The organism is Stygiolobus sp. CP850M (assembly GCF_037389425.1).
Lineage (GTDB): Archaea > Thermoproteota > Thermoprotei_A > Sulfolobales > Sulfolobaceae > Stygiolobus.
Genome location: NZ_JBBHKR010000047.1, coordinates 25,283 through 46,846 on the forward strand (window position 1 = coordinate 25,283; position 21,564 = coordinate 46,846).

Sequence of the window (21,564 nt, forward strand, 5' to 3'; positions counted from 1 at the left end):
TTGAAAATATGTATATTTATTCATATTAATTTTCCGGAGTGAAGGTTTATTTAAAAAATTAGTTAATTATCACACGATTAGAAATGGGACTATTTACGGCCCCTACACCACAGCCGTACGGAGTGCAAGCTCCGATAATACAGATAAATCAATACCCGCTCTGGGGCGAAGAAATAGCTCTTGCGTTATACTTTACTGAAGTTGCCGGAATGCTAATGGCAATCTTAGGAGTCATGGAGTATACTGGAAAGTATCCATCAATGGCTAAGAAAGGAGGACCTGTTGTATTTGTATCAACGATCTTAGCGTTTGCATTCTTCGCATATGATTTAGGTAGACCTCTTGCGGCTACCGCATCACCATTAGAAGCATTAGTGTACTTCACGAACTCATGGATGGCTAGAGGTATTATATTCGTAAGCGGACTGTTGTTATTCTCACTATTATATACAATATCGGTGTTATTCTCTTCTAAGCCATGGCTCAGAGTTACATTCGCAACTTTAGGAATGCTTTTCGGTCTATTCTCAACTGTGTACAGCGGTTTTGAATTAGCAGCTACAACTGGTGTACCCTTCTGGAATAACGCAGGATTACCAGTACTATTCCTAGCAGGTGGAATATTTGTAGGTGCTGGTATAGGTTACATTCTAGCCTTCGTTACCAAAGGTGACGAGGGTATAATGGCTAGAAGGCTAATGGCAAAACTACTGGCTTTTTCGGGTATCGCCGAGCTGGTATCTTGGTTCATGTTCTTAGCCACAGTAAACTACATTAACGTGTTTGACGAGGTCGCTTATGATTACTTGTTGTCTCAAGTAACATTCTATCTTGACTTAATACTTTCGGGCTTAGCAGTACTTATATCTGGAGTAGGTTATCTGTTCTCTGGTCCCTATATTGCGGTGCTATTTAACCCCTCGTTAAAACAACAGAAGGCAATCGGCGGAGAAGCTAAACCTTCTGATCTTCCTACAGGATTAAAATATGCTCTCCTAATAGCTGCGATCTTTGCGATAGTTGCCGCCTTTCTAACAAGAGCTGACATACTTTTCGCAGGGCAATACGCGTATCAAACTGCTCCTCAAACTCCGTTCCAGATAGTGAGTAATCAACCGATTCCTATAGGTAGCTTTGGTTGGAGAGGGTAACTAAGGTAAGTTTTTTATATATTTTCTTGTAAAAATTGTTTTAATTAAATTAATATATCCATAATCTTTTTAAATCTAGACTAATATTATTAAAATTAAGGGGCAGTAATTTATGCCCGGCGAGCTGTCAATAGTGCTTTTTTTAGTTGAACACGTTAGGTTCTTAGTTGATCATTTTAAAGTGCACTTTTTCGTAGTACTATCCGCTAAGTTATCCGCAAAAGAAGTAAAAGTGCTTTATAAAATGGTTATTTTAGGGCCTATTTCTTCCTACCGCCTTTCACAAGAGTGCGACCTACCTTCAGCTACAGCTTGGAGGATACTTAAGAGACTTGCAAAGGAAGGATATGTAAGAATGGGGTATAGAAGCTTTTACATAACTCCTAGAGGACTTATAGCTGTCTTCAGATCTGGAGAAGATGAAAGGATCAGAAGACTAGTAGCTGTAAAGCTAAAAGAAGAGTGGAAATACGAGGGGTCTGAGGAGGAGATGTACACTTTTCTTAATGAACTAGTAAAGCTGTCTGATAAAGGATTGTTCAATGTGGACAACTTGTGTTTTAATCATCCGACATCTTTAGCAGCTTTCCTTTATCCGTTTGCCGAGCAGTTCTCTGAAACGTCAAAGAAAATAATAGCTTATTATATGTTGAAAATCTTCCCACCCGTCTCAATAACGCCTACATGCAAAGGTGTAATAGGATTCAAGGAAAACGGAGAACCTTATGCTATAGCAATGAACTGTGTAAAGGAGGGAATAAGGCTTAACTTCTCTTGTGAATGTATAAGGAGGATGATTTGTAGCAATAATGTTGCTATAAGAAAATAATATTAAAATAATTTTAGAAGAAAATAAGATAAGTATTTTTAAATTTTATTCCTAATAGGGACCAGTCTAATTTAGATATTTTATTAATTTAATATTGGATAAAGAAGAAAAATTATAAAAGAATCAAAGAATATATAAAGATTATATTACTTTATTTTTGATAAATTAAAGTAAAAAGAGATGATAAATAATAGGCAGAGTTTGTTCAATATCCCACATGAGAGTAGAAGACTTAGAAAGAATGAGAGAACTTGCTTTGGAATACGATAAACTACTGAACGAAGTGCTAAACGAGGTACAGCCACTGGTGAGAGAATGCCTGGCACTTGAGTTAGATGATACATTATCACCGGTCTTCGCTATAGAGAACGTTAAGACACAGAATGCTATTTTAGCTTTACCGTACAAGTGCGGGGAAAAGATAGGTTATTTAGTCATAACAAAGGAGGGGAAAGTCTATTTTGAAGATTTTCAAGGTAATGTAGAGGAAAGAGGTGAATTATTTGTTAAAGAAAATAGTTAACAAAAAAGGGATACTATACGAGGGACCAGTATGGTTCAAAGACACTCTGTATTTCGTAGACATACTCAAAGGGGAAGTCCATACATTAAGGGGAGATAAGCACACGTGGATTAAAGTCGGAACTTACGTCAGCTCCCTTCAGCCTTACAAGAGAGGAGGGCTGGTAGTCACAGCGGATAAGGGTTTTTACCACGTGAGTGAAGAGGGCGTAAAGACAATTTATGAAGTAAAGGAGTGGGATAACAGAAACAGATTTAACGATGGTAAGTGTGATGCCATGGGAAGATATTGGGTAGGTACTATGAACCTCGAGGAAAAATATCCTACCGGTGCACTGTTCGTGTTGGACAAGGGATTAATACTTAGAAAGGTTCTTGAAGGGATTACTATCTCTAACGGATTAGCGTGGAATTTAGACAACACTAAGATGTATTATATAGACTCACCGACTAAGAAAGTGTTTGAGTTTGCCTTTAACCTTTCTACTGGAGAAATAAGGGATAGAAAGATCCTAGTCGATCTAACGAGGTTTCAAGGAGTCCCAGACGGGATGACGATCGATTCAGAGGGATATCTATGGGTAGCAATATACGGAGGAGGAAAAGTAATTAGAGTAAGTCCTAAAGGTGAGATAGTAGGTGAGATCAAAGTCCCTGCATCTCACACTACCTCTGTTACGTTTGGGGGGAATAATATGAGGACTCTCTTCATAACTACAGCAAATGACGAGGCTGAAGGCGGTTACGTATATGCCGTGGAAACTGATATAAAAGGCGTTGAAAGTTTTGAGTGTGAATTTTGACTTAACCTTCCTCAAGATACCTAAATAGAAAGGAGTTTGAGACTAACAGTACTCCGGCTATAACGAAGTCTATACCGTAGCCTAGATAATGAGTAAAGTATCCTGAGAATATTGAACCGACGAAAAGAGATACCCCTACTATAGTACTATATACTCCCAGTCCACTACCTTGGCTCCTTTCTCCTACGATTTTAAACACGAGAGTGCTGGATGAAGAATAAAATAATGAGTATGCAATCCCAGCGGCTAAAGGATAAAATAACAACCCTGATATGAAAACTGGAAAGCCGAAAAACAGTTCTGTGACTATTCCCATTGATAGGTAAGAGACTCCTCTAAGAAGTAGCGAGAGATGAGCTATTTTCTTCTCTTCAGCTCTTACTAACAATCTTTCTGAAATTTTAAATCCTAAAATCTGGAAGATCATTCCAACTGTGATTACTATTAATACGCTAGATTTATCTAAGCCTTTTACGTAAAGACCGGCTGGATATACAGTATTAAAAATTCCACTACTAACGTAGAAGATTACAATACCAAGATAAAGGAGTGGGATATAATTTGTAGGTTTAATCCTCAATCTCTTCAAAGAAAACATCTTAAAGGAATGAGGGTTGGGTAAATGAAGGAACATCATAGGCAAATGTCTCATTCTTATCATGAAGGATTCCTTATGATGTAAAATTGCTACCCTCTCAAACGTTATAACTGGCTTTGGAATTAGCTTTAATCCTGCAACAAAGGTGATCAGAGCGATTAACCCTAAAGTTTCCTCTATCTGATAGATCTTGAGAAAAAGTACAAGAACCGTCGAGATTAGCAAGCCTATTAGCATACCTAGAGAGGACAAGAAAGAGAACTTTGAAAACAGTTGACCCCACTGCTTTTTCTCAGCTGATTCCATCACGAGTAAGTTAAAGGGAGTAGTAGAGGCTGTACTCATGAATGTAACTAGAGAGTAATCAGCTGCTAATAGAGATATTGAATTAACAAGTGGCATAAGAAGTAAAGATACTGAAGTCCCGCCCATGCTTATAAGGATCTGTTTCTTTCTATCCATTCTATCAGCCATAAATCCCCAGAAAAGCGAAGATGGTATTAAAACTGCATTACTCAAGGATATAGCAAAAGATACGTCAAGTGCATTACCACCCAAAGTTAGAATTTGAAGAGTAATGAGTGTGGACAAAGGTCCGGTAGATGCGTTAAACGGCAGCACGAGCCACATCCATTTTGTGTCCTTGTACTTTATCATTCTTGCTTAAATGACCTTACTAATATTTAAAAAATTTATTGAAATGTTAAATGTAGTTAAACCGTTAATATATTAGAGAATTGAAGGTTTAAACCCCAGCCTGAAAATTAAGCAAACTTAGAAAATGTAGAGTAAACTTCATAAGCCTTAGGTCTGGTTTTTGGTTCGCAGGAAAGCATACTGACTACCTCGTGGAAGACCTCTTTTTCGATCAAAGGTATTGAGATAACCCACTTGCACAACGCATTTTTTGCTTCCTTTACTTTTTCCAATGCTTTTCTAATATCGCCCTTAAGGTAATAGTCTACTCCTTCGTTTAGAGATAAAATATCAGGTCTATCATTTCTACCGGTGAGTAAAACATACGAAACTACCCCGAGAGCGAAAATATCCATAGAAGTCTCAGCACCTTTACCGAGGATTGCGTTTTCCAATTGATCTGGCGGAGCGTATTCTGCTGTAAGCTGTTTTATACTACCTCCTGTTCTCGTTGAGCTACCTAAGTCCCCTATCTTAATCATTCCCTTGATCCTAGAGTACACTTCCTCTCCGGTCTTACCTACTGGTTTTGCTAAAAATATGTTCTGAGGTTTGAAATCTAAATGAACATAACCTTGTCTGTGAATATGGTCAAGAGCTAAAGCGCTTTCAGCTATAATCGAATACACGATTTTCCTCCATTTACTTGAGTATCTTACATTAGGATTGTTAAAGAGATCCATTACCGTCCCTCCTTCCATAAACTCCATTATTAGCCTAGGGGGATCCCTGAGGTATAATTCAGTGTTACCCTTCAGAATTTCTTTAATTGAGTTTTGATCTACGTTAATGGCATAGATCTTTACCGTATATTTGCTGTTGGAGAGGGCAATTAAGTTTGAAGCTTCTACTTGTAAATCATAATAATAACCTTTTACTATAGTGGTGCCCCTAGTATTGGAATTCAATTTAAGGACTTTGATAGCGTAAGGAACGTTGTCGTAGATACCTTTTAGTATATAACTCGTTCCACCCTCACCTATTACCGAAAGGACATTATAAACGCCTAACGATTTACCGACCCAAAGTTTTGGATCCCATTTCTCTAAAGGGGGGAGCTTGTTAGATGGTTGTACTATCGGTTGTACTGATCTTTGTGAAGAAGCTGGTAAACTAGTTACAACTCCAATATGTAAATCAGCATACTCCCCAGTGGAAAAGTATAATCTCAAAGGTAAGATGTTCGTTTTAGGTAGTGGGAATCTATAACTAATTGATACTTTATTTATGCCTATGTTAAGCATATCTGGATTAACATCAGTAGTAACGATATTATTAAGAAGGAATTGTACTCCAGTTATTCTTAATGCTCGATTGACATATAACGTGAGGTATATTGTAAATCCCCAAGTATAATCGTCTATTATCCCATCTAACAACTTTATCCTAAGGGGAGTCTTGTAAAGGTTTATAAAGGGGGCTAAGAAGTCCGGTATCGGAACAAGAGGACTATTACAATGGGGACAAGTATTATAGTTATCCGGAAGGGTTACTCTACACCTTTTGCAATATTTGGCCATGCTTATTGATGTAAATACTCCAAGAGTAAAATAAGTTATCAAAAGAGGCTAGATCAATTTAACATCTCCGTTCTTAACATATATACGTAGATCGTCAGTTTCCTTCTCATTTGCGGAGTTTATAATCGTAGGAATAACGCTATTTAAGGTATCAAACTTATCGACATAGATATATAGTTTTGATGCTGATATCCTATCTAAGAGTTCTTCTATCCTTTCTTTTATTTTGTCTAAATGTTTAATACCGTCGAGAGACAGTATAATTATCGTTTTATCTCTGCGACGTATAATTATCTTGCTCTTGGAATAGAAGAACGCAGTATTAGGTATATAATATTCCTTTTTCTTCCTTAACAGCCTACTTAATAAAATTGAGTTATCCTCTTCCACGTAAACAGAATTCAGGTCTCCCTTGTATCTAATCATTAATTTTGAACTTCTAACTTTATCTTCGAAGACGAATAACTTATAAAGATCTTTCAGAGTCATAGGGATTCTTAATTCCCCACCTATTACGACCTCTGCAAGAATTCTTTCAAAGTCTGTAAGCTTGATTTTCGGAGCATAAATTATAATATCAACTGGTAAAGAAGCGAACCTATCCTTATATGACGATATATACTCACTACCGTCACCGTTTAAAAATATTATCACAAATAATGCCTCTTTATTATTAATTATTAATCTTTCTCTTTAAAACTTAACGTTTTCCCTAAATCTAATATAAATTAATAATACTTCTTTCAGTCGTGTACAGATAAACAAAATTCATTTTCCTCCGTTATGCCAAGGAGGAACCCTTGGATTTTCTATCCTATCCCAAGTATCATAAGGTTTAATATCTAATACTGGGGTTCCGTCATAAGCATTTACACCTTTGACCGTTAACACATTCTCTTCTATGCTTATGAGTTCAGCAACTGAGATACCAATAGGGTTTGGCCTAAATTGAGACCTAGTAGCGAAAACTCCTACCTCTCTTGAATCCCTAACTCTTTTTAGTTTGCCGTCGAAAGAGGCTAAGTGTAAGTGGTAAATTAAAATTATATGGGAAAATTCCTCGATACCTTTTAAACCTTCTTGATATTTCTTATCAATAATAACTTTTACTTGAGCGTCACGAGAGGCTGAATTGTCATCCCTTTTTATATACCCTATATAATCAAAACAGCATTTCACATGATAGTTTTTCCGTCTACAGTTTATAAAGTATTAAACTGAATGGGTCAAGTTGTCTATTCTTCCGCCATCAACTACTATTACCTGCCCACTGACTTCCTCTCCGCCCTGGAAGGGCTAGGGTTCCCCTCATCGATTCGGTCTTACATCTCTCATTTGAGGGGCAGTCGAGAGGGTCAGAGACCCCCTCCGGTTTAAATTAACTATTGCAATAACATCACGATCATTCTCATAACCACAAGAACACTTAAACCAACGACGAGAAACCTCAACCATCCTTTTACCGCATTTCGGACATGAGACTGAAGAATAACTAGGATTAACAAACTCAACAGTCATTCCGTGTCTCCTAGCCTGCCATGAAATCCAATACTGCAAACGACGATACTGCATAAGATACAACTTATCGTGAAACTCCTTAGGCAATTTATCAACATTCTTAATAAGGTTCCTTAGGTTCTCTAACTTAATAGCATTGGCACCGAAATCTTCAGCGATTTCAACAACCCACTTCCCAACCTTCCTAGCAAAATCCTCCATAATCCTCCTAGCCTTTTGGTGGAAAGAACGGACTCTATACAAGATCCTCTTATTCCCCCTCCACCTCCTAGGATACTTCCTCTGCAACCTCTCAGCTAAAGACTTCCAGTGGTGAACCTCATGCAAACGAGTTGGAATCCTAACGTAGTGTTCATCATCCTTCCCTACAACTACCTCAGCCATGTTTATATCTACGGCAATACTTTCCTTTGGTTTAACCTTCTCCTCCTCTTTCTCAAAAACCACTTTAAGGAAAGCCTTATCATTCCTGATCACTAACCTAGCCTCCTTCATCCTCCAACCCAAGTACTCCTTCAAGTTTCTAGGATAACCTAAGATTAGAAGTTCACCAACACCTGCTATCCTAACAGTCATTGCTTCGAAGTCCACGTCATAGCTAGCCTTTGGTGTTAGCCACACCGTAGGTCTGTACACTCTCGGAAAACGTCCTCTTCTAGAATTATTATACCAACCCTTGTACGTCGCGAGGGCATCCCTATAGCAATCCTCAGCAACCTTTGATGGTAGATTATACTCCTCCCTTAACTTCTCGTACAACGCCTCGTGGATTTTCGATAGCACTCCCTTCTCTTCCGGGTTCGGGACATTTTCCTTTAACCAAAATAGGGTGAAACGAAGTGCCTTAACATAGTTATTAACGAGGGCTAGGAGGGGTTCAGAGAGGGCGATCTTCATCGAAACTGTAGCTCTGATCGCTTTAACCCTCCTAGCCATTAAGGAAATTTTGACAAAGAAGTATTTAAATATAAGGGGGCTATCCATCCCCGCTGGCGAGGCTTTCCGCCCCTTACCCCCCAGTTTCTGTAATATACCTAGCATTTTCCGATACTAAAAACGAAACCACATGTGCAACGTCCTCAGGTTTTCCAGTAGTATGTAAAACCGTTTTATTTCTGAAGTATTCCCTTAATTTTTCATCTTCTTCTTCACTTTTTCCTCCTATTGTCATGTCAGTATCGATCCACCCAGGGGCTACTGCATTAACTCTGATTCCATATTTGCCTAATTCGAAAGCCAACCTTCTGGTCAGTATGATCACCCCCGCTTTAGTAACTGCATAGAATGTAGTACCTTCTGCTGCAGTCCTTATTCCCGCATTAGATGCGATGTTTACTATAGAGGCATTACCTGCGTTTTTAAGTAAAGGTAGTAACTCGTAAGTCATGTATATTACTCCGTTGAGGTTAACTCTTAACATTTTCTCGTATTTCTCTTCGTCAAACTTTTCAAAGGGCATTAAATTCCATAGACCGGCGTTATTCACTAATACATGCAATTTATCTGTTAACTCCTCAACTTGCTGCTTAGCTCTTCTTACTTCTTCTCTGTTTCTTACGTCACATTTTAGAATTACGATCCCTTCTTTTTCTAGTTCCTTAGCTTTCTCCGTAGAAGAGTTGTAAAATATGATAGTCTTATATCCTTCTCTACTTAAAGTTTATGCTATAGTTCTACCTATACCTCTTGATCCTCCAGTTACAAGTGCATAATTCATATCACAAACAGAATAAAGTAACGAGATAAAAAAGAGAGTAATCAATTACAATATATAAAATTAGGAGAATATTCTTCCTTATTTCTTCTTTGTATTTTTCTTAATCTTTTCAGCTAAGTCTTGATTGATCTGTTTTATGCCATGGGCTTTTTGGGCGTGTATTTTCAAGATCTCTATGAGCTCCTCCTCACTTGAAGCTCCTCTTATTTCGTATCCACAATTCATTCCTATATCGGCACAGCTAAAGTTGTACTTCTTTTTCCCGAATAGCATAGAAATACGTCAATAAAGAAGTATATCTTAGTTTGTTAGAAAATTTTTAACATTTAATCCGTTATAAAAGTAAAAAATTCTAACATCAGTTTAATACTATTAAGCACGTTCTGACTATTATGAAATACAATTTCAGATGTGAAGACATAGGGATGAATTGTGGGTATGAAATAAGAGGAGCTTCTACAGAGGAAGAGTTATTAGAAGAACTGAAAATCCACGCAAAAAATGTCACATAATCTGAACTCTATACCTCCGGACGTATTAGAAAAGATAAAGAGAAATATAAAGAAGAGTGGAAATTATAGTTTTAGTTGTGCCGATGTAGGAATGAAATGCGGTTTTGAGATAATTAACGCGGATAGCGAAGAAGAACTACTGAACGAACTAGCAATTCACGCCAAACTTAGCCATAACATGTCAACTATTCCGCAAGATACTCTAAATGCGATAAAGTCCAAAATAAAAGTCATGTAAAGTTTTTTACCTCCTTCACTAATTTTAATTTTGTCTTCTTTTTATCACAGAAACTATAAAAATTTTGACTATTGTTTAGAATTCAATCAGTCGTAAATGATCTGAAATACCTTGCTACATATTACGACGGATTCACCTCTCTATTAAACACAGCTTATTTCCCGATTAACGTTGGTTAAAAGTTATCATTCCTAATAAAGTATATCTTTAAGAATTGCATTATTATGGTCAGAAAATATTTCTCCAAAAGCCCACGGTTATTAACACACCGTAGAGTTGAGGAAGACGAAGAAATTCGACTATAGAAAAAGAGTAAGAGAGCAAAAATGATAATGACGGGTTAAGCACTCCTATGTGAAGTAGCTGAGAAGATAATGTAGAATTAGAACTATCAGTTTAGAGTACGAAAAGAAATTATGAGATTCCTTTTCTAACTTCTTTTTTATCTTACTTCTGGAGGTAAGAACAATTTAGCTCTGTTTAGGAGAACAGCTTTTAGAGTAGCTAAGAGCGTTCTTATTTGGGATATTTGGTCTGGAAAATTTGATAGGGTTAAAATCTGATCGGCTATACTTACCATTTGCAGATCGTTTTTATATATCTCATCTAATTGCTCAGTATGGATTTTATATCTAGCGTAGATATCAGCTCCTCCTCCTTGAGTTGAGTTTAACATTCCTATTAAAGTCCTGATCTCGGATATTGTGTCCTCAATATTTCTGAGTAAAGGTGAAAAAGGTTGGCTTCTTACTATTTGAGACTCACTATTCGCCAGATTATTTATCGCAGTTTCCAACTTCATTATCGTAGCTTGTCTAACTAAGAAATCGTCTTGTCTTATTAGATCCTTAGCTTTGTAACCCCTATACCCCGGTACGAGTAACTGTAATTTCTCGAGCGGAGTCAACTCCTTAGGCATAGACTATTTATAGATTTTCAAGAAATAAATTTTACGTTATTATTAATTTGGGTTGTGCTGTTGCGAATTGGAAGTTTGATTGACTGTTTGCTTACACCTCGTAAAATAACCTGCTGAAACGACTACGACCAATAACCCAATTATACCAAGGACTACGGACTCAACACCAGTGGTCTTAAAGCCTAGATAAACTAATATAAAGCCTATACCTTCGATAGCGGGAAAAAGTACCTTGTTCCTTAACTCGTTAATCATAAGTTATTTTGACCTAATCATTCTATATAAAATTCTTCCTAATGTTCCTTTTTCTTAGGTCTGAAAGAGTGAGCGTGAGAAGGGTCATACACACTCGACCTGATTTGATCTTTATAACGAGAGGGGTCTGCTATCTTTCCTACTAATATCATACTATCTTTTGTTATCTTCTCGGCCTTAACTTTCTGAACTATGTCCCCTACAGTTCCGCGTATAACTTTCTGATCTGGCCATGTAGCCTTATAAACTACAACAACGGGCATATCGTCTGGCACTCCTCCCTCTTTCAGTTCTCTGACAACCTTGTCTATGAGTTGGACTCCAGTATATATAGCCATAGAGGCCCCTTTCATCAAGTGAGGGGCGTAGTCCTTTATAGAACCTTCCATGGGTACTGCTCCTGAAGCCCTAGTTATAATAAGGGTCTGAGATATTTTTGGTAAGGTAAGTTCAATTCCCAAAACGCTTGCTGCCCCAATTGCTGCAGTTATCCCAGGTACTAGTTCATAAGGGACTCCAGCATTTTCTAACGCCCATATCTCTTCGATCAAAGCCCCGTATATGGAGAAGTCACCTGACTTCAGCCTTGCTACGAGCTTACCTTCCTTAGCCCTCTTTATCATTATATCAGTTATTTCCTCTAATGTTAGTGAAGCCGTGTCGACTATTTCCGCATCTTTCCTTGCCCACCTTAACACTTCTGGATTGACTAGGGAACCGGCGTATAAAACTACGTCTGCTTCTTCCAATCGGTTCTTAGCTTTTACAGTTAGTAACTCCGGGTCTCCCGGTCCCGCTCCTATAAACACTACCTTACCCATTTTCACGTTTTTTCACCCCTATAATCATAGAAAAATAATCCTTATCCGAAATCGAGGTATCCCAAGTAATTATTTTCTCTCCTTCTAAATAACACCTACGAGCATAAATAAGCTTATATTGGGACTCAAGTAATGTCTTTATGTCCCGAAGATTAACGTTAGCCTTTAACATTATTATAGTATCGAACTTACCGTTAGCTTCTGATATCAGGTCTAGCCTATCCGCTGGAATAATTGTAATACCTTCATTCCCTAATGCTAGAGGTAACTTACCCTTATTTGCACAAGCTGTAATCGATGAGACCCCGGGGATTAGGTCGATTTTATCTATACAGTTAATAAACTTGGAAACTCTGTAGTAAGTACTGTAGAGAGATGGGTCACCTAAAGTTACAAATGAGTTAACCCCGTCCTCAACGTTATTACAAATATCATCCCCTATCTTTCTCAGAGAGTCCTCATCTACTTCTTTACCCATAGGGAAACCAAGAGGGACTACTTTCGCCATTTGGGAGATATAAGGAGAGATAACGCTTAATGCAAGACTTCTGTTAGTGGTAGTGGAGTAGGGGACAAAAACTACTTTAGACAATGAGAGAATCTTGCTTGCCTTTATCGTTACTAGCTCGGGGTCTCCTGGACCCAGACCTATAACAAACAACTCTTTCGTCAAGTCTTCTCACCGTAAATAATGAAAACGGGGTTCCTAGATATCATCGCATACCCTTTACTTGTCTTCATACCTTTCGCCACAATGACCTCTATAAGCTCGGTTTTGTACCCGAGCTCTACTAATGCATTCGTCGCACTGACGGCGGTCTCTAATAGTATAGCATCGGCAACTACTCTACCTCCTTTCTTCAGTTTTGGGTCTATAGCGGTTATTATTTCCCTTATCCTCTCCGATCCTCCACCGATAAACACGGAGTCCAATTGCTCGTTAATTTCACTTATAGCGTCCGGAGCTTCTCCTTTTATAACTACCACGTTCCTTACGTTAAACTTTTGGAGGTTTTTCAGTGTGAGGCTATAAGCTAAATCGTCCTTTTCTATAGCGTAAACTTTACCTTCATCTCCTACTATCAACCCAGCCTCAACTGTCACACTACCAGTACCACTTCCTATGTCTAAGAACCTAGCTCCGGTAAAGAGCCTCGCTTTTGATAGTGCTAAAACTCTGATCTCTTCTTTTGTCATGGGTATCTTCTCTTCCCTTATGAACTCCTCATCCGGAATACCGGGTACTCTCACGGCTGATCCGCCCTAGCGAGAACTTCTCCTTCCTCTGATAAGGCTATAACTTCAACACTCATATTAGTAATGGACTTAAGCCTCTTTAACGCCCTTTCTGCAACTACTTTCATAACTTTCACCCTCTCTTCCTTGTCGAGATAAGTAAGGGCCTCGGACACTGTCAACGAGTTCGCTATTTTACGTATTTTCTCCACTTCAATATCCGCGAGGACTGAAGCATAAGTTATGGTTTCAACCCTTGCATCACCGTACTTATTATGGGTGTTCATAATTCCAGCGGCAACCTTCACCAGCTTTCCGGGTAGGCTGATCAAGGTGACCTTCTCGAATCCCATTTCCTCGGCGAGCTTAATAGTATCGCCCACCCTATCACCTATTTTTACTGCTATATCTCCGAACATCCTTTTAGCTACTTCAAAGCTGACGTTTCCCGGGGCAATAACGAGACTTTTACTCCCTGAATGTTTTATCACGCAAATTTCCGTCCTAAGGTGATCCATATAGTCCTCGTCACTTACCGGGTATTCTACACCGGTAGTCCCAAGTATCGATATACCATCTACTATACCGATTGACGGATTCATTGTATTTCTTGCAATCGTTCTTCCATTGGGAACCGATATCTCCACTTCAACGTTTTCATCCGTTACCTCTTTGACTGCAGCCTTGATCATCTCCATCGCAGTGGGACTTATAGACTTACTCCCTATCTCACCCCTTAAGCCCGGTCTTGTTATTACACCAATCCCTTCTCCTCCTTTGATCGCAAATGATAAACTCCTTTTGGAACAAGACAGAATCTCCAACCCGTCTAAAACATCAGGGTTATCTCCAGCAAACTTCCTAACTGTTGCACAGTACTTGTCGTCTCTCCTTTCGTATTTATCAACGGGCACCTCTATTCTAAGTCCAATAGGAGTGGGGATCGTTACACTCTTAGGGTTCTCCCCCCTAACCAGATAGATAACAGAAGCTTTAGAGGCCGCTGCAGCCGCCCCTCCGGTAGTTATTCCGAATCTTTTAAGAGTCGTTATTAAGCTCAAAGCTATACCTCCTATCGTACCCTCTGGGAGTAATCATTTTACCGTTACACGTATAAGTCCTTGAATTCCCAATTATCATCGTAGTTATCATGTTTATTACTCCCTCATGCTTCTTCCAATCGGAAAGGTTTGTAATTATCACCTGCTCGTCTTCTCTATAAGCACTCTTAACAATTCCTACCGGTGTGTCGGGCTTTCTGTATTCAGATATGATAGCCATAGCCCTCTCCAGTAAGGGCTTGTTTATGGGGTTATAAAGAACTATAACGAAATCCCCCTCGGCTGCTTTCTTTATTCTGTGAAGTATCTCTTCCGCTGGTACGAGTAAATCGCTTAAGCTTATGGAAGCAAAGTCCATGGCTAAGGGTGAACCCAACCTGGCTGCTGCAGCTAGAGCCGCGGTAACGCCTGGTACTATTTCGAAGTCCAACTCTAAATTGTTCTTACACATCATTTCCAACGCTGGGCTCGCCATACCGTATACTTGGGGGTCTCCGCTGGAGATCAGTGAAACAACCTTGCCTTCTTGCACCTTCTGAATCGCGACCCTAGCTCTGTATAATTCCTCTTTCATTCTAGCCGTTATTACTTCTTTTCCGTCTACTAGGTCTCCTATCAATTTAGCATAAGTGGTATAGGCTACTATCACGTCACTTTGCTTAATGGCTTCTACCATCCTGAACGTCCTTATAGGGGGTGCACCGGGACCCGTGCCTATTATGAACAGTTTCCCTTTCATCTCATAGCCACCCTTATTAACTCATTTATTATTGCCACGGCTATACTACTACCACCGTAAGTACCTTTAATAACTATGGCTGGTATACCACTTTTTATCAGCTCCTCCTTAGATTCAACTGCGTTAGTGAAACCAGGCGGAGAGGCTACTACTAGCGGTATTTCTAACAACTTCTCCTTCTGTACTCTAAGTGTCTCCACCAATGCAGTAGGCGCGTTCCCTATAACTACTATTTTTGGTGAAGTCAATCCAATCCTAATACTCGCAGCTGTCCTAGTTATACCTAATTTCTTTGCTAGCTCACCGGAAGAATCTAAGTAGTTCTCAACCTTTTTCCATCTTACCCCAGCCATTACCATTTTAACATCTGTTAGTATGGGAAGTTGAGCCTTCAAAGCTTCTATACCGCTGTTTATAGCGTCAGGAGATATGTATACTTGTTTTGATATCTCAAAGTTTCCACTGGCATATACAGCCCTACTTATAATTTCCAGCTCTTCTCCGTCTACCCCGAGATCCTCCTTAACCTTTTCCCTAATTATACTCATAGTCCTCTCCTCTATTTCCTCCGGATCCTCAATGTACTCTTGCCTTTCATCAGTATCAAACGCGTTCCTAACCCGATAAAATAGGGCGAGCTTTACAAGTTCGGAATCAGCTAGAGGGCGTGTAAAATATACGTTTATCTCTTTGTCCTTATATTTGACCTTTGTCCACTGATAAAACTCAGAAGCCCCTACTTCTCCCATTATGTCTTTTGCTACGTGGTTACCCCTCCCTAAAAAGGCTAAAGCGAATACGAAGTGGTCGAATCCCTTCTCAGTAAGGTCTAGTAGAAGGTTTCTCCAATTAGGCTCCGTATATTCATTATGTGATAGAAAAACTGGGACTTCAAGTTTCTCTTCAAGGTATGTAGCTAGTTTCTGCATATCTTCTACGAAGGCATGCCTCCTTGAACCGTGAGTTATCATAATGATTGCAGATTTTTTCACAACACATGGATAGTCTATCCATATATTTAACCTTTGTTAACAGTTTTTCATGAGTTTCTTAAACAGTTGGGTACGTGTACTATTATTAGGTCACTAAACTTTAAATCGCCCTTAACTACGTCCTCGGCTGTAATTTTGTATACTTTTTCGTCTGGAAAACTCAACCTCTCCATCACGGTGAGAACTGGGTTACAGCCTATCTGTAATAGCTTTTCTGACACTTTCCTCACTCCGTCAGGATAGGGTTCTGGGACAATCAGCAAATCACGTCCGATTTCTAACGCTTTCTTTATTTCATCGTAGTTTAATTCACCTCTAACGTGAAAAGTGATAAATACAATCTGAGACAGATCTTTTCCGACTATAGCGAGAGCCCTTAGTACTGAAGATATACCGGAAATTATAACATATTGTATACCTTGTCTATTACATTCCCCTTTTATCCTATTAAGGAATTGGTAATCTGAGACCATAGGGTCACCGTGGAACAACACTGCTACATCTCGGTCTCTAGCAATGCTAACTATCTCCGGAATCTGTATTTCCTGCTCTTTATAGTTAAGATAAATTAACTGTTTACCATCCATTTTAAGAAGAAAATCAAATCTGTCCACAACATTTCTCCAGCCTGCGATAACGTCCACTCTTTTCAAAACATTAAATGCTTTAATCGTTATCAATTCAGGATCCCCACTACCCACACCCACAACATAAATCAAGTTACTCACCCGCTATAGCTACTGCAACAGTGACTTCCCCTTTGTATGGAATCTTCCTTAAAATCAATTTCGCATCCTTCCCCCCAGCTATGAGGGCACAAACTTCAGCAACACCTTTCAGCCCCAGCTCAGTGAGTTTCTCTGAGGGAGGCGTTAGACACTCGTCATTAAATGAGTTGATCTCTTCAAGGGTTATCTTCCTGAAAGGGATTCCAAGCTCCTTACTTGCAACTTCAGCAGATTCCCTAATAGACGCTATGAGCTTTACTCTGCTCTTATCAAGTGAAAGGAGATCTAAAACATAAAGTATTGCCTCCTTGACGGTTTTAGGAGAAGTCTCCTTTTTACTCCCTACTCCTATTGCGACCCTCAATGGCTTTAAACACACGACGTTCTCGTCATCACACCTATTGTTGTCTGTAATAATCACTGAGTACTTACAACCATCACCTATGACGTAGTTGCCTTTTACCTGCGGAGGCAGAGATGAAATTCCTTTCACACATACTCTCTCCCCTCTTAACAGAGCTGAAGTAACCTTAACTATCGCATTAACGTTAACGACCTTAGCTATGAGTAAATTTGCAAGCTCTTCTACGCTAGTTACACCCCTCTGTTCGCTTGCTGTAGTGATAACTAAAGTGGAGTTTAGGGCTTCGGAAATCTCCTTTGCAAGATCGTTTGCTCCCCAGTGAGAACCGATAACCGGAATGACAAATTTAAACTCGTCGTCTACAGCAATCACTGCTGGATCCTTGTCCTTTCCTTGAGCAAATTTACAAATACTCCTTACCACTCCTCCCAGAGCCATTACAAAAACTAGTGCGTCATAGCATTTCCATAATTTTTCCACGTTTTCTAAGCTATAACGCAATAGGGAAACGGGATAGCCCTTATTTTTTATTACGTCGGCAACTTTCTTTCCACTCTGTTCATTAGAAGCGTAAATTACGGCAATACCCCTACGCCACCACATCCACTTAACTCTTGTATTAAGGAATAAATACGTTACTTTTTAAAACCTAATTAACGGGGACCTCTCTTAAAAAGGGAAAGAGGTTCAAAGCGTAAGGTAATAGTTAATTAGCCAAGTAGTAATTACTTCTATCTTATCCTTTCGTCCTCTTGTTCTTGTCTTGCCATATCTATTATTTCGGCTACCATAAATCCTGCCAATAACCAAAGCACGAAAGCTCCTAGCGTCACTTCCGTACCGGAGGGAATTGAGATTATCATAACATACATCGTGAATAACGCAGCTCCTAAAGATAGAGATATCTCTACCTTTCTCTTCCTCAGTCTCTTCAAGGATATCCTAGTTAGAGAAAAATCAGTTGCTAGATGGACGTATAAGTTACCCAGCAAGGATACAAAACTTACAGTTAGAAAAGCATTGTACGCGTTGCCACCAAACATGATTAAGGACAGCATGACTATTAACCAATAAGCTCCCACTGTAACCAACACCGCATTGAACGGCTCTCTACCGTTCTTAAGTTCTGCCAGTTTTTCATGAAAGAATCCGTTTACTGCCATAGCATAAATTGTTCTAGATGTAGAAAACATAAAAGTTAATGTAGCAAGTATCCCGTCATTAATTGCAGCTATTGTTGCAAACGCTAGTGTAGCTAAACCGAATCTATCCTGAATTAGCGTAAGTAGGGATATTGAAGAGTTTAATTGTAAGTGGTAATATACTATATTGTCTACAATAGCATAGACATCGAATGATGCGAGTAGACCTCCTAATAATATTACTGTAACTATGGCCCTTGGGACTGTCTTCTTTGGGTCTTTTACCTCACCGGATAAAGGAGTTATTGAACCATATCCGGTTGGAATGCTAGAGCCGAATATAACCGCGGCAGCTAATGCGGAAAGTGGTGGGATTTTAGATACTGGATTGTAAAAGGTAAAGTGAGTAGAATATAGAAACGTTATTGCTAAGAACCCCATCATTATTATTTCTAAGATACTGGCAAACATTGCATATTTAAATGAAGGTTTATTTCCCAATAGGGAAAATGCTGAAGCCAAAACAAGGAATACAAGCGCTATTTGATAAGTGTCGAAAAGTGGTAATATAGTCGAGAGTACGGCAACTGCGCCTAACACATACGCGCTACCGTATAAGGCTGAATACAACAAGTAAGTCCAGCCTGTCTCAAAACCGAGACGTTTAGTTAGGGAGTAATAAGAGTACGTGTAGTAGCCTCCACTCTGCGTAAACTTAGTTGAAAGTTTATATGCTACTAGACCGTTTAGCAGAACTAATAAAGTACCCAAAATAATAGCTACTGGTGCAAATGATCCACCGTACGAATAAGAAGCCACGCCATAAACTAATATGCTCAGGAAGGGTGATTGTCCTCCAAGACTCATAAAAACTAGGTCTCTTAGCCCTATCTCTCTAGTCGGCTTTTGAACTCCTCTCTGTGACGACTTTGACATACGCTAAACTTCTTCATCACCCTTTTCATTAAAAAAACTTACTACTAAAATTTAATTTATACAAAGTTATTAGGAAAAATCACTAATTATTTATCCAATATTGCAAAGAACAATAAGAGCCTATAAAAATCTAGATAATAAACACGTTGAATGGAAACAATTTTAACTACGTAAGGAGTAATATTGCCTACAGATGAAAATACTACTTATATCTACATGGACTAACATATCAACTAATGAGCAAGAGTATAACGTTGTTGACTCTAGGGGAAACGAAAATGAAAACATGATAAAAGACTATAAACCTTCACTAGCAGAATACAGTTTTCTAAAGGAGGATGTAAAAGATGTTAAAATGATAATCCTATTGCCTTCTTTTCTTACGGCATCTTTAAACGACTTGCCAGACTCTTATTCGCTTCTTGAAAACTCCCTTAAGGATCTCGTAGCCCAGAAATTCCCAGCAGTAAGGGAAGCTGACATTTATGTTTTACCGTCGTCAGGAACGTTCAAATCCAGTAAGAATGTCATTCACATACATGACGGCGGTATCGGAAACTTTAATTTCTTTATTTACATGGATATCTATGAGGAGTTAAGGAAAGAGGATCCAGAAGTCGTAATGGTAGACCTTAGTGAAACATCCTCCTACTTATCTTACATCACGTCAAACGCAGTTAGGCTAGCAATTGAAGATTACGCATTTATTAATAAGAAACAACCCATGCTTATTGAGTTAGCGTCAGACTTCTCAAATAGGATTGTTACTTTGAGAAAGACGTTAATGAAGGACGTAAATATACATCAATATCTAACGTCTGATATTAAACTCGCTAAGGGAATGAATACCCAAGGAAAAAGCGAGCTTTACGGCATAGGAAAGGCATTAGAATTAGGATTTCCGTTAGCCCTAATATACTTACTTAGAGAAGCTGTTGATCTAGTTTCACCAGAAGAGTTCAGGAAAAAAGTCCTCGAAAACATACAAGTTCGAAAAAATAACGGAACATACTCCCTAATCGCTTCCCTCAGGGCGAGTATGACCTCACCGTATTACTTTATAGGTTATCATTTTGTAGAAGCCAATAAAAAAATCATTGAAGGTGAAATAACTCTGGATAAATTAAACGAGTTAATGGATTACTATACCGGAGCAACTAGAGCGTTGATTAGGAGGGAGATCGAGATTATTAGAAAATTGAGTCAACTTGTCAGAGACGGAGAATATTTACTTGACTCTTTGATAAGAGTGGGAAACACTAGGGTACTAGACTGGCTAGATGGTAGGGTATATGAGGGGAGTAAGGTTAGATGTGAAATAACAGAGGAAGAGATGGTATCCCACGCCGGTATGGGAAGGAAGTTCACTAAGGTAAGTAAGGACGGAAACAATATAACTGTGAAATATGCAGAAGAATGTCTTGATAACGTATTGTCATGGATAAAGAGTTTAGGAAGGGAAGAATGACTATCTTTACTAAATTCGAGTTCACTTTAAATAGTCTTCACTATTTCGGAAATTGTAGTTAAGACGAAAGTACTTCCAAGAAATAAATATATGACTGATGGCTTCATTTTATTAGCCAGACTAGCGAAAAAGTAGCCGAAAATAAGGGCGGTAAAACCGATTATGATTGAGTCAACTAGGTTTAACAACCCCACGGTAAAGTAATCTATTGCTCCGCTAGTTGCCGAGAATAACATGGCTAGTGTAGCGGTTCCTATCATCTTCTTTATGCACATTGTGGAAAAGAGAATTATCATTACAGCTATGAACATAATACCCCCGCTAGCCCCCAAAGTTCCGGTAACCATACCTATTAACACAGCCATGAGAAAGCCCATGGGGTAGGAAAACTTACCTAAATTCACGTGCCTTAACTTCAAGTTAGGATTTTTAGACCTCCTGAATGAGACGTAAGCCATTACGCTAGTGAATATCGTAAACGCGCTTTCCAGTAATTTTTCCGGAGTTACTACGGCTATTCTTACTCCTATCTGAGCACCAGTTACAGCACCTAGAGCTAATACTGCACTTATCCTGAAATCCGCGTTCTTGTTCTTGATATAAACTATAACTACTGATATTGTAGTTATCACGTCAATAAGCAGGCTAGAACCTACAGCGCTCTTAAAAGACAGGCCTAGACAGGATAAAGCGGGAACCACTATCAAAACACCACTAGACCCAGTTATTCCCGTTAAAGCCCCTACTCCTATCCCTATTAATATTAAAAGCAAAACAAATATTATACTCAATGTGCTCC

Annotated in this window: 23 protein-coding genes and 2 pseudogenes; 6 read left to right on the plus strand and 19 right to left on the minus strand. The window is 38.9% G+C overall.

All coding sequences use genetic code 11. The features are described 5' to 3' along the window. Positions 1–83 precede the first annotated feature (83 nt). The 4 genes from nrfD (at position 84) to WIW89_RS04325 (ending at position 3,305) form a co-directional block, all read left to right on the plus strand. Positions 84–1,151 (plus strand): NrfD/PsrC family molybdoenzyme membrane anchor subunit, encoded by a 1,068-nt coding sequence (gene nrfD / locus WIW89_RS04310; RefSeq protein WP_337719866.1) that lies wholly within the window; start codon positions 84–86, stop codon positions 1,149–1,151. A 112-nt stretch (positions 1,152–1,263) separates the two neighbouring features. Continuing rightward, entirely contained in the window at positions 1,264–1,980 is a 717-nt protein-coding gene (locus WIW89_RS04315) for a hypothetical protein (protein ID WP_337719867.1), read from the plus strand. A 217-nt stretch (positions 1,981–2,197) separates the two neighbouring features. Then, entirely contained in the window at positions 2,198–2,503 is a 306-nt protein-coding gene (locus tag WIW89_RS04320) for a hypothetical protein (RefSeq protein ID WP_337719868.1), read from the plus strand. Next, positions 2,484–3,305, plus strand: a complete 822-nt coding sequence (locus WIW89_RS04325; protein ID WP_337702740.1) for an SMP-30/gluconolactonase/LRE family protein — start codon at positions 2,484–2,486, stop codon at positions 3,303–3,305. Before WIW89_RS04320 ends, WIW89_RS04325 begins: the two co-directional genes overlap by 20 nt. 1 nt (position 3,306) lies before the next feature. Here WIW89_RS04325 and WIW89_RS04330 read toward each other — a convergent pair whose 3' ends face one another. From WIW89_RS04330 to WIW89_RS04360, 7 genes and pseudogenes are all read right to left on the minus strand, one after another. After that, positions 3,307–4,560 (minus strand): MFS transporter, encoded by a 1,254-nt coding sequence (locus tag WIW89_RS04330; RefSeq protein ID WP_337719869.1) that lies wholly within the window; start codon positions 4,558–4,560, stop codon positions 3,307–3,309. Between the two features lie 107 nt (positions 4,561–4,667). Further along, positions 4,668–6,119 (minus strand): protein kinase domain-containing protein, encoded by a 1,452-nt coding sequence (locus WIW89_RS04335; protein WP_337719870.1) that lies wholly within the window; start codon positions 6,117–6,119, stop codon positions 4,668–4,670. Positions 6,120–6,167: 48 nt separating this feature from the next. Beyond that, positions 6,168–6,773, minus strand: a complete 606-nt coding sequence (locus WIW89_RS04340; protein ID WP_337702746.1) for a hypothetical protein — start codon at positions 6,771–6,773, stop codon at positions 6,168–6,170. 114 nt (positions 6,774–6,887) lie between these two features. Further along, entirely contained in the window at positions 6,888–7,298 is a 411-nt protein-coding gene (tsaA, locus tag WIW89_RS04345) for a tRNA (N6-threonylcarbamoyladenosine(37)-N6)-methyltransferase TrmO (protein WP_337702748.1), read from the minus strand. A 129-nt stretch (positions 7,299–7,427) separates the two neighbouring features. Further along, on the minus strand, positions 7,428–8,573 hold the full coding sequence (locus tag WIW89_RS04350; protein WP_337719871.1) for an RNA-guided endonuclease TnpB family protein: 1,146 nt from the start codon (positions 8,571–8,573) through the stop codon (positions 7,428–7,430). A 73-nt stretch (positions 8,574–8,646) separates the two neighbouring features. Further along, positions 8,647–9,354 (minus strand): annotated as a pseudogene (locus tag WIW89_RS04355) (SDR family oxidoreductase). 78 nt (positions 9,355–9,432) lie between these two features. Continuing rightward, positions 9,433–9,627 carry a DUF1059 domain-containing protein gene (locus WIW89_RS04360; protein ID WP_337719872.1) on the minus strand — a complete coding sequence of 65 codons (195 nt, stop codon included), beginning with the start codon at positions 9,625–9,627 and terminating at the stop codon, positions 9,433–9,435. A gap of 116 nt (positions 9,628–9,743) precedes the next feature. Here WIW89_RS04360 and WIW89_RS04370 point away from each other — a divergent pair. Beyond that, positions 9,744–10,104 (plus strand): annotated as a pseudogene (locus WIW89_RS04370) (DUF1059 domain-containing protein). 442 nt (positions 10,105–10,546) lie between these two features. On the opposite strand, the gene WIW89_RS04375 reads toward WIW89_RS04370, so the two are convergent. From WIW89_RS04375 to WIW89_RS04425, 11 genes are all read right to left on the minus strand, one after another. After that, the gene (locus tag WIW89_RS04375) at positions 10,547–11,023 is read right to left on the minus strand and encodes a hypothetical protein (RefSeq protein WP_337719875.1); all 477 of its coding nucleotides are present in this window, start codon (positions 11,021–11,023) and stop codon (positions 10,547–10,549) included. 42 nt (positions 11,024–11,065) lie between these two features. Further along, positions 11,066–11,278 (minus strand): hypothetical protein, encoded by a 213-nt coding sequence (locus WIW89_RS04380; RefSeq protein WP_337708145.1) that lies wholly within the window; start codon positions 11,276–11,278, stop codon positions 11,066–11,068. A gap of 38 nt (positions 11,279–11,316) precedes the next feature. Next, on the minus strand, positions 11,317–12,099 hold the full coding sequence (gene cobM / locus WIW89_RS04385; protein ID WP_337719910.1) for a precorrin-4 C(11)-methyltransferase: 783 nt from the start codon (positions 12,097–12,099) through the stop codon (positions 11,317–11,319). After that, complete coding sequence (locus WIW89_RS04390) at positions 12,092–12,772, minus strand: cobalt-factor II C(20)-methyltransferase (protein ID WP_337719876.1); 681 nt, start codon at positions 12,770–12,772, stop codon at positions 12,092–12,094. Before WIW89_RS04390 ends, cobM begins: the two co-directional genes overlap by 8 nt. After that, positions 12,769–13,350, minus strand: a complete 582-nt coding sequence (gene cbiT, locus WIW89_RS04395; RefSeq protein ID WP_337702757.1) for a precorrin-6Y C5,15-methyltransferase (decarboxylating) subunit CbiT — start codon at positions 13,348–13,350, stop codon at positions 12,769–12,771. Before cbiT ends, WIW89_RS04390 begins: the two co-directional genes overlap by 4 nt. Continuing rightward, positions 13,347–14,396, minus strand: coding sequence for a cobalt-precorrin-5B (C(1))-methyltransferase CbiD (cbiD, locus tag WIW89_RS04400; protein WP_337719877.1), 1,050 nt, complete (start codon positions 14,394–14,396; stop codon positions 13,347–13,349). Before cbiD ends, cbiT begins: the two co-directional genes overlap by 4 nt. Further along, the gene (locus tag WIW89_RS04405) at positions 14,374–15,135 is read right to left on the minus strand and encodes a precorrin-3B C(17)-methyltransferase (protein WP_337719878.1); all 762 of its coding nucleotides are present in this window, start codon (positions 15,133–15,135) and stop codon (positions 14,374–14,376) included. The genes cbiD and WIW89_RS04405 overlap by 23 nt, the downstream gene beginning before the upstream one ends. Continuing rightward, positions 15,132–16,127 carry a precorrin-8X methylmutase gene (locus tag WIW89_RS04410; RefSeq protein ID WP_337719879.1) on the minus strand — a complete coding sequence of 332 codons (996 nt, stop codon included), beginning with the start codon at positions 16,125–16,127 and terminating at the stop codon, positions 15,132–15,134. The genes WIW89_RS04405 and WIW89_RS04410 overlap by 4 nt, the downstream gene beginning before the upstream one ends. A 47-nt stretch (positions 16,128–16,174) precedes the next feature. Beyond that, positions 16,175–16,855 carry a cobalt-precorrin-7 (C(5))-methyltransferase gene (locus WIW89_RS04415; RefSeq protein ID WP_337719880.1) on the minus strand — a complete coding sequence of 227 codons (681 nt, stop codon included), beginning with the start codon at positions 16,853–16,855 and terminating at the stop codon, positions 16,175–16,177. Continuing rightward, entirely contained in the window at positions 16,848–17,822 is a 975-nt protein-coding gene (gene cbiG, locus WIW89_RS04420; protein WP_337719881.1) for a cobalt-precorrin 5A hydrolase, read from the minus strand. Before cbiG ends, WIW89_RS04415 begins: the two co-directional genes overlap by 8 nt. A 128-nt stretch (positions 17,823–17,950) precedes the next feature. Beyond that, positions 17,951–19,297, minus strand: a complete 1,347-nt coding sequence (locus WIW89_RS04425; protein ID WP_337719882.1) for an APC family permease — start codon at positions 19,295–19,297, stop codon at positions 17,951–17,953. A 193-nt stretch (positions 19,298–19,490) separates the two neighbouring features. Between WIW89_RS04425 and WIW89_RS04430 the strand changes: the two genes are divergently transcribed. After that, positions 19,491–20,765: a TM1812 family CRISPR-associated protein gene (locus WIW89_RS04430; RefSeq protein WP_337719883.1), complete on the plus strand. Its 1,275-nt coding sequence runs from the start codon at positions 19,491–19,493 to the stop codon at positions 20,763–20,765. A 26-nt stretch (positions 20,766–20,791) separates the two neighbouring features. Here the strand turns inward: WIW89_RS04430 and WIW89_RS04435 are convergent, their stop codons facing one another. Beyond that, positions 20,792–21,556, minus strand: coding sequence for a sulfite exporter TauE/SafE family protein (locus WIW89_RS04435; RefSeq protein ID WP_337719884.1), 765 nt, complete (start codon positions 21,554–21,556; stop codon positions 20,792–20,794). Between the last annotated feature and the right edge of the window lie 8 nt (positions 21,557–21,564).

Excerpts from the sequence above, each read along its gene's own strand:
- nrfD (WP_337719866.1), top strand. The coding sequence starts at position 84 with ATGGGACTATTTACGGCCCCTACACCACAGCCGTACGGAGTGCAAGCT.
- WIW89_RS04315 (WP_337719867.1), top strand. The coding sequence starts at position 1,264 with ATGCCCGGCGAGCTGTCAATAGTGCTTTTTTTAGTTGAACACGTTAGG.
- WIW89_RS04320 (WP_337719868.1), top strand. The coding sequence starts at position 2,198 with ATGAGAGTAGAAGACTTAGAAAGAATGAGAGAACTTGCTTTGGAATAC.
- WIW89_RS04330 (WP_337719869.1), bottom strand. The coding sequence starts at position 4,560 with ATGATAAAGTACAAGGACACAAAATGGATGTGGCTCGTGCTGCCGTTT.
- WIW89_RS04335 (WP_337719870.1), bottom strand. The coding sequence starts at position 6,119 with ATGGCCAAATATTGCAAAAGGTGTAGAGTAACCCTTCCGGATAACTAT.
- WIW89_RS04350 (WP_337719871.1), bottom strand. The coding sequence starts at position 8,573 with ATGGCTAGGAGGGTTAAAGCGATCAGAGCTACAGTTTCGATGAAGATC.
- WIW89_RS04360 (WP_337719872.1), bottom strand. The coding sequence starts at position 9,627 with ATGCTATTCGGGAAAAAGAAGTACAACTTTAGCTGTGCCGATATAGGA.
- WIW89_RS04375 (WP_337719875.1), bottom strand. The coding sequence starts at position 11,023 with ATGCCTAAGGAGTTGACTCCGCTCGAGAAATTACAGTTACTCGTACCG.
- WIW89_RS04380 (WP_337708145.1), bottom strand. The coding sequence starts at position 11,278 with ATGATTAACGAGTTAAGGAACAAGGTACTTTTTCCCGCTATCGAAGGT.
- cobM (WP_337719910.1), bottom strand. The coding sequence starts at position 12,099 with ATGGGTAAGGTAGTGTTTATAGGAGCGGGACCGGGAGACCCGGAGTTA.
- WIW89_RS04405 (WP_337719878.1), bottom strand. The coding sequence starts at position 15,135 with ATGAAAGGGAAACTGTTCATAATAGGCACGGGTCCCGGTGCACCCCCT.
- cbiG (WP_337719881.1), bottom strand. The coding sequence starts at position 17,822 with ATGTGGTGGCGTAGGGGTATTGCCGTAATTTACGCTTCTAATGAACAG.
- WIW89_RS04425 (WP_337719882.1), bottom strand. The coding sequence starts at position 19,297 with ATGTCAAAGTCGTCACAGAGAGGAGTTCAAAAGCCGACTAGAGAGATA.
- WIW89_RS04430 (WP_337719883.1), top strand. The coding sequence starts at position 19,491 with ATGAAAATACTACTTATATCTACATGGACTAACATATCAACTAATGAG.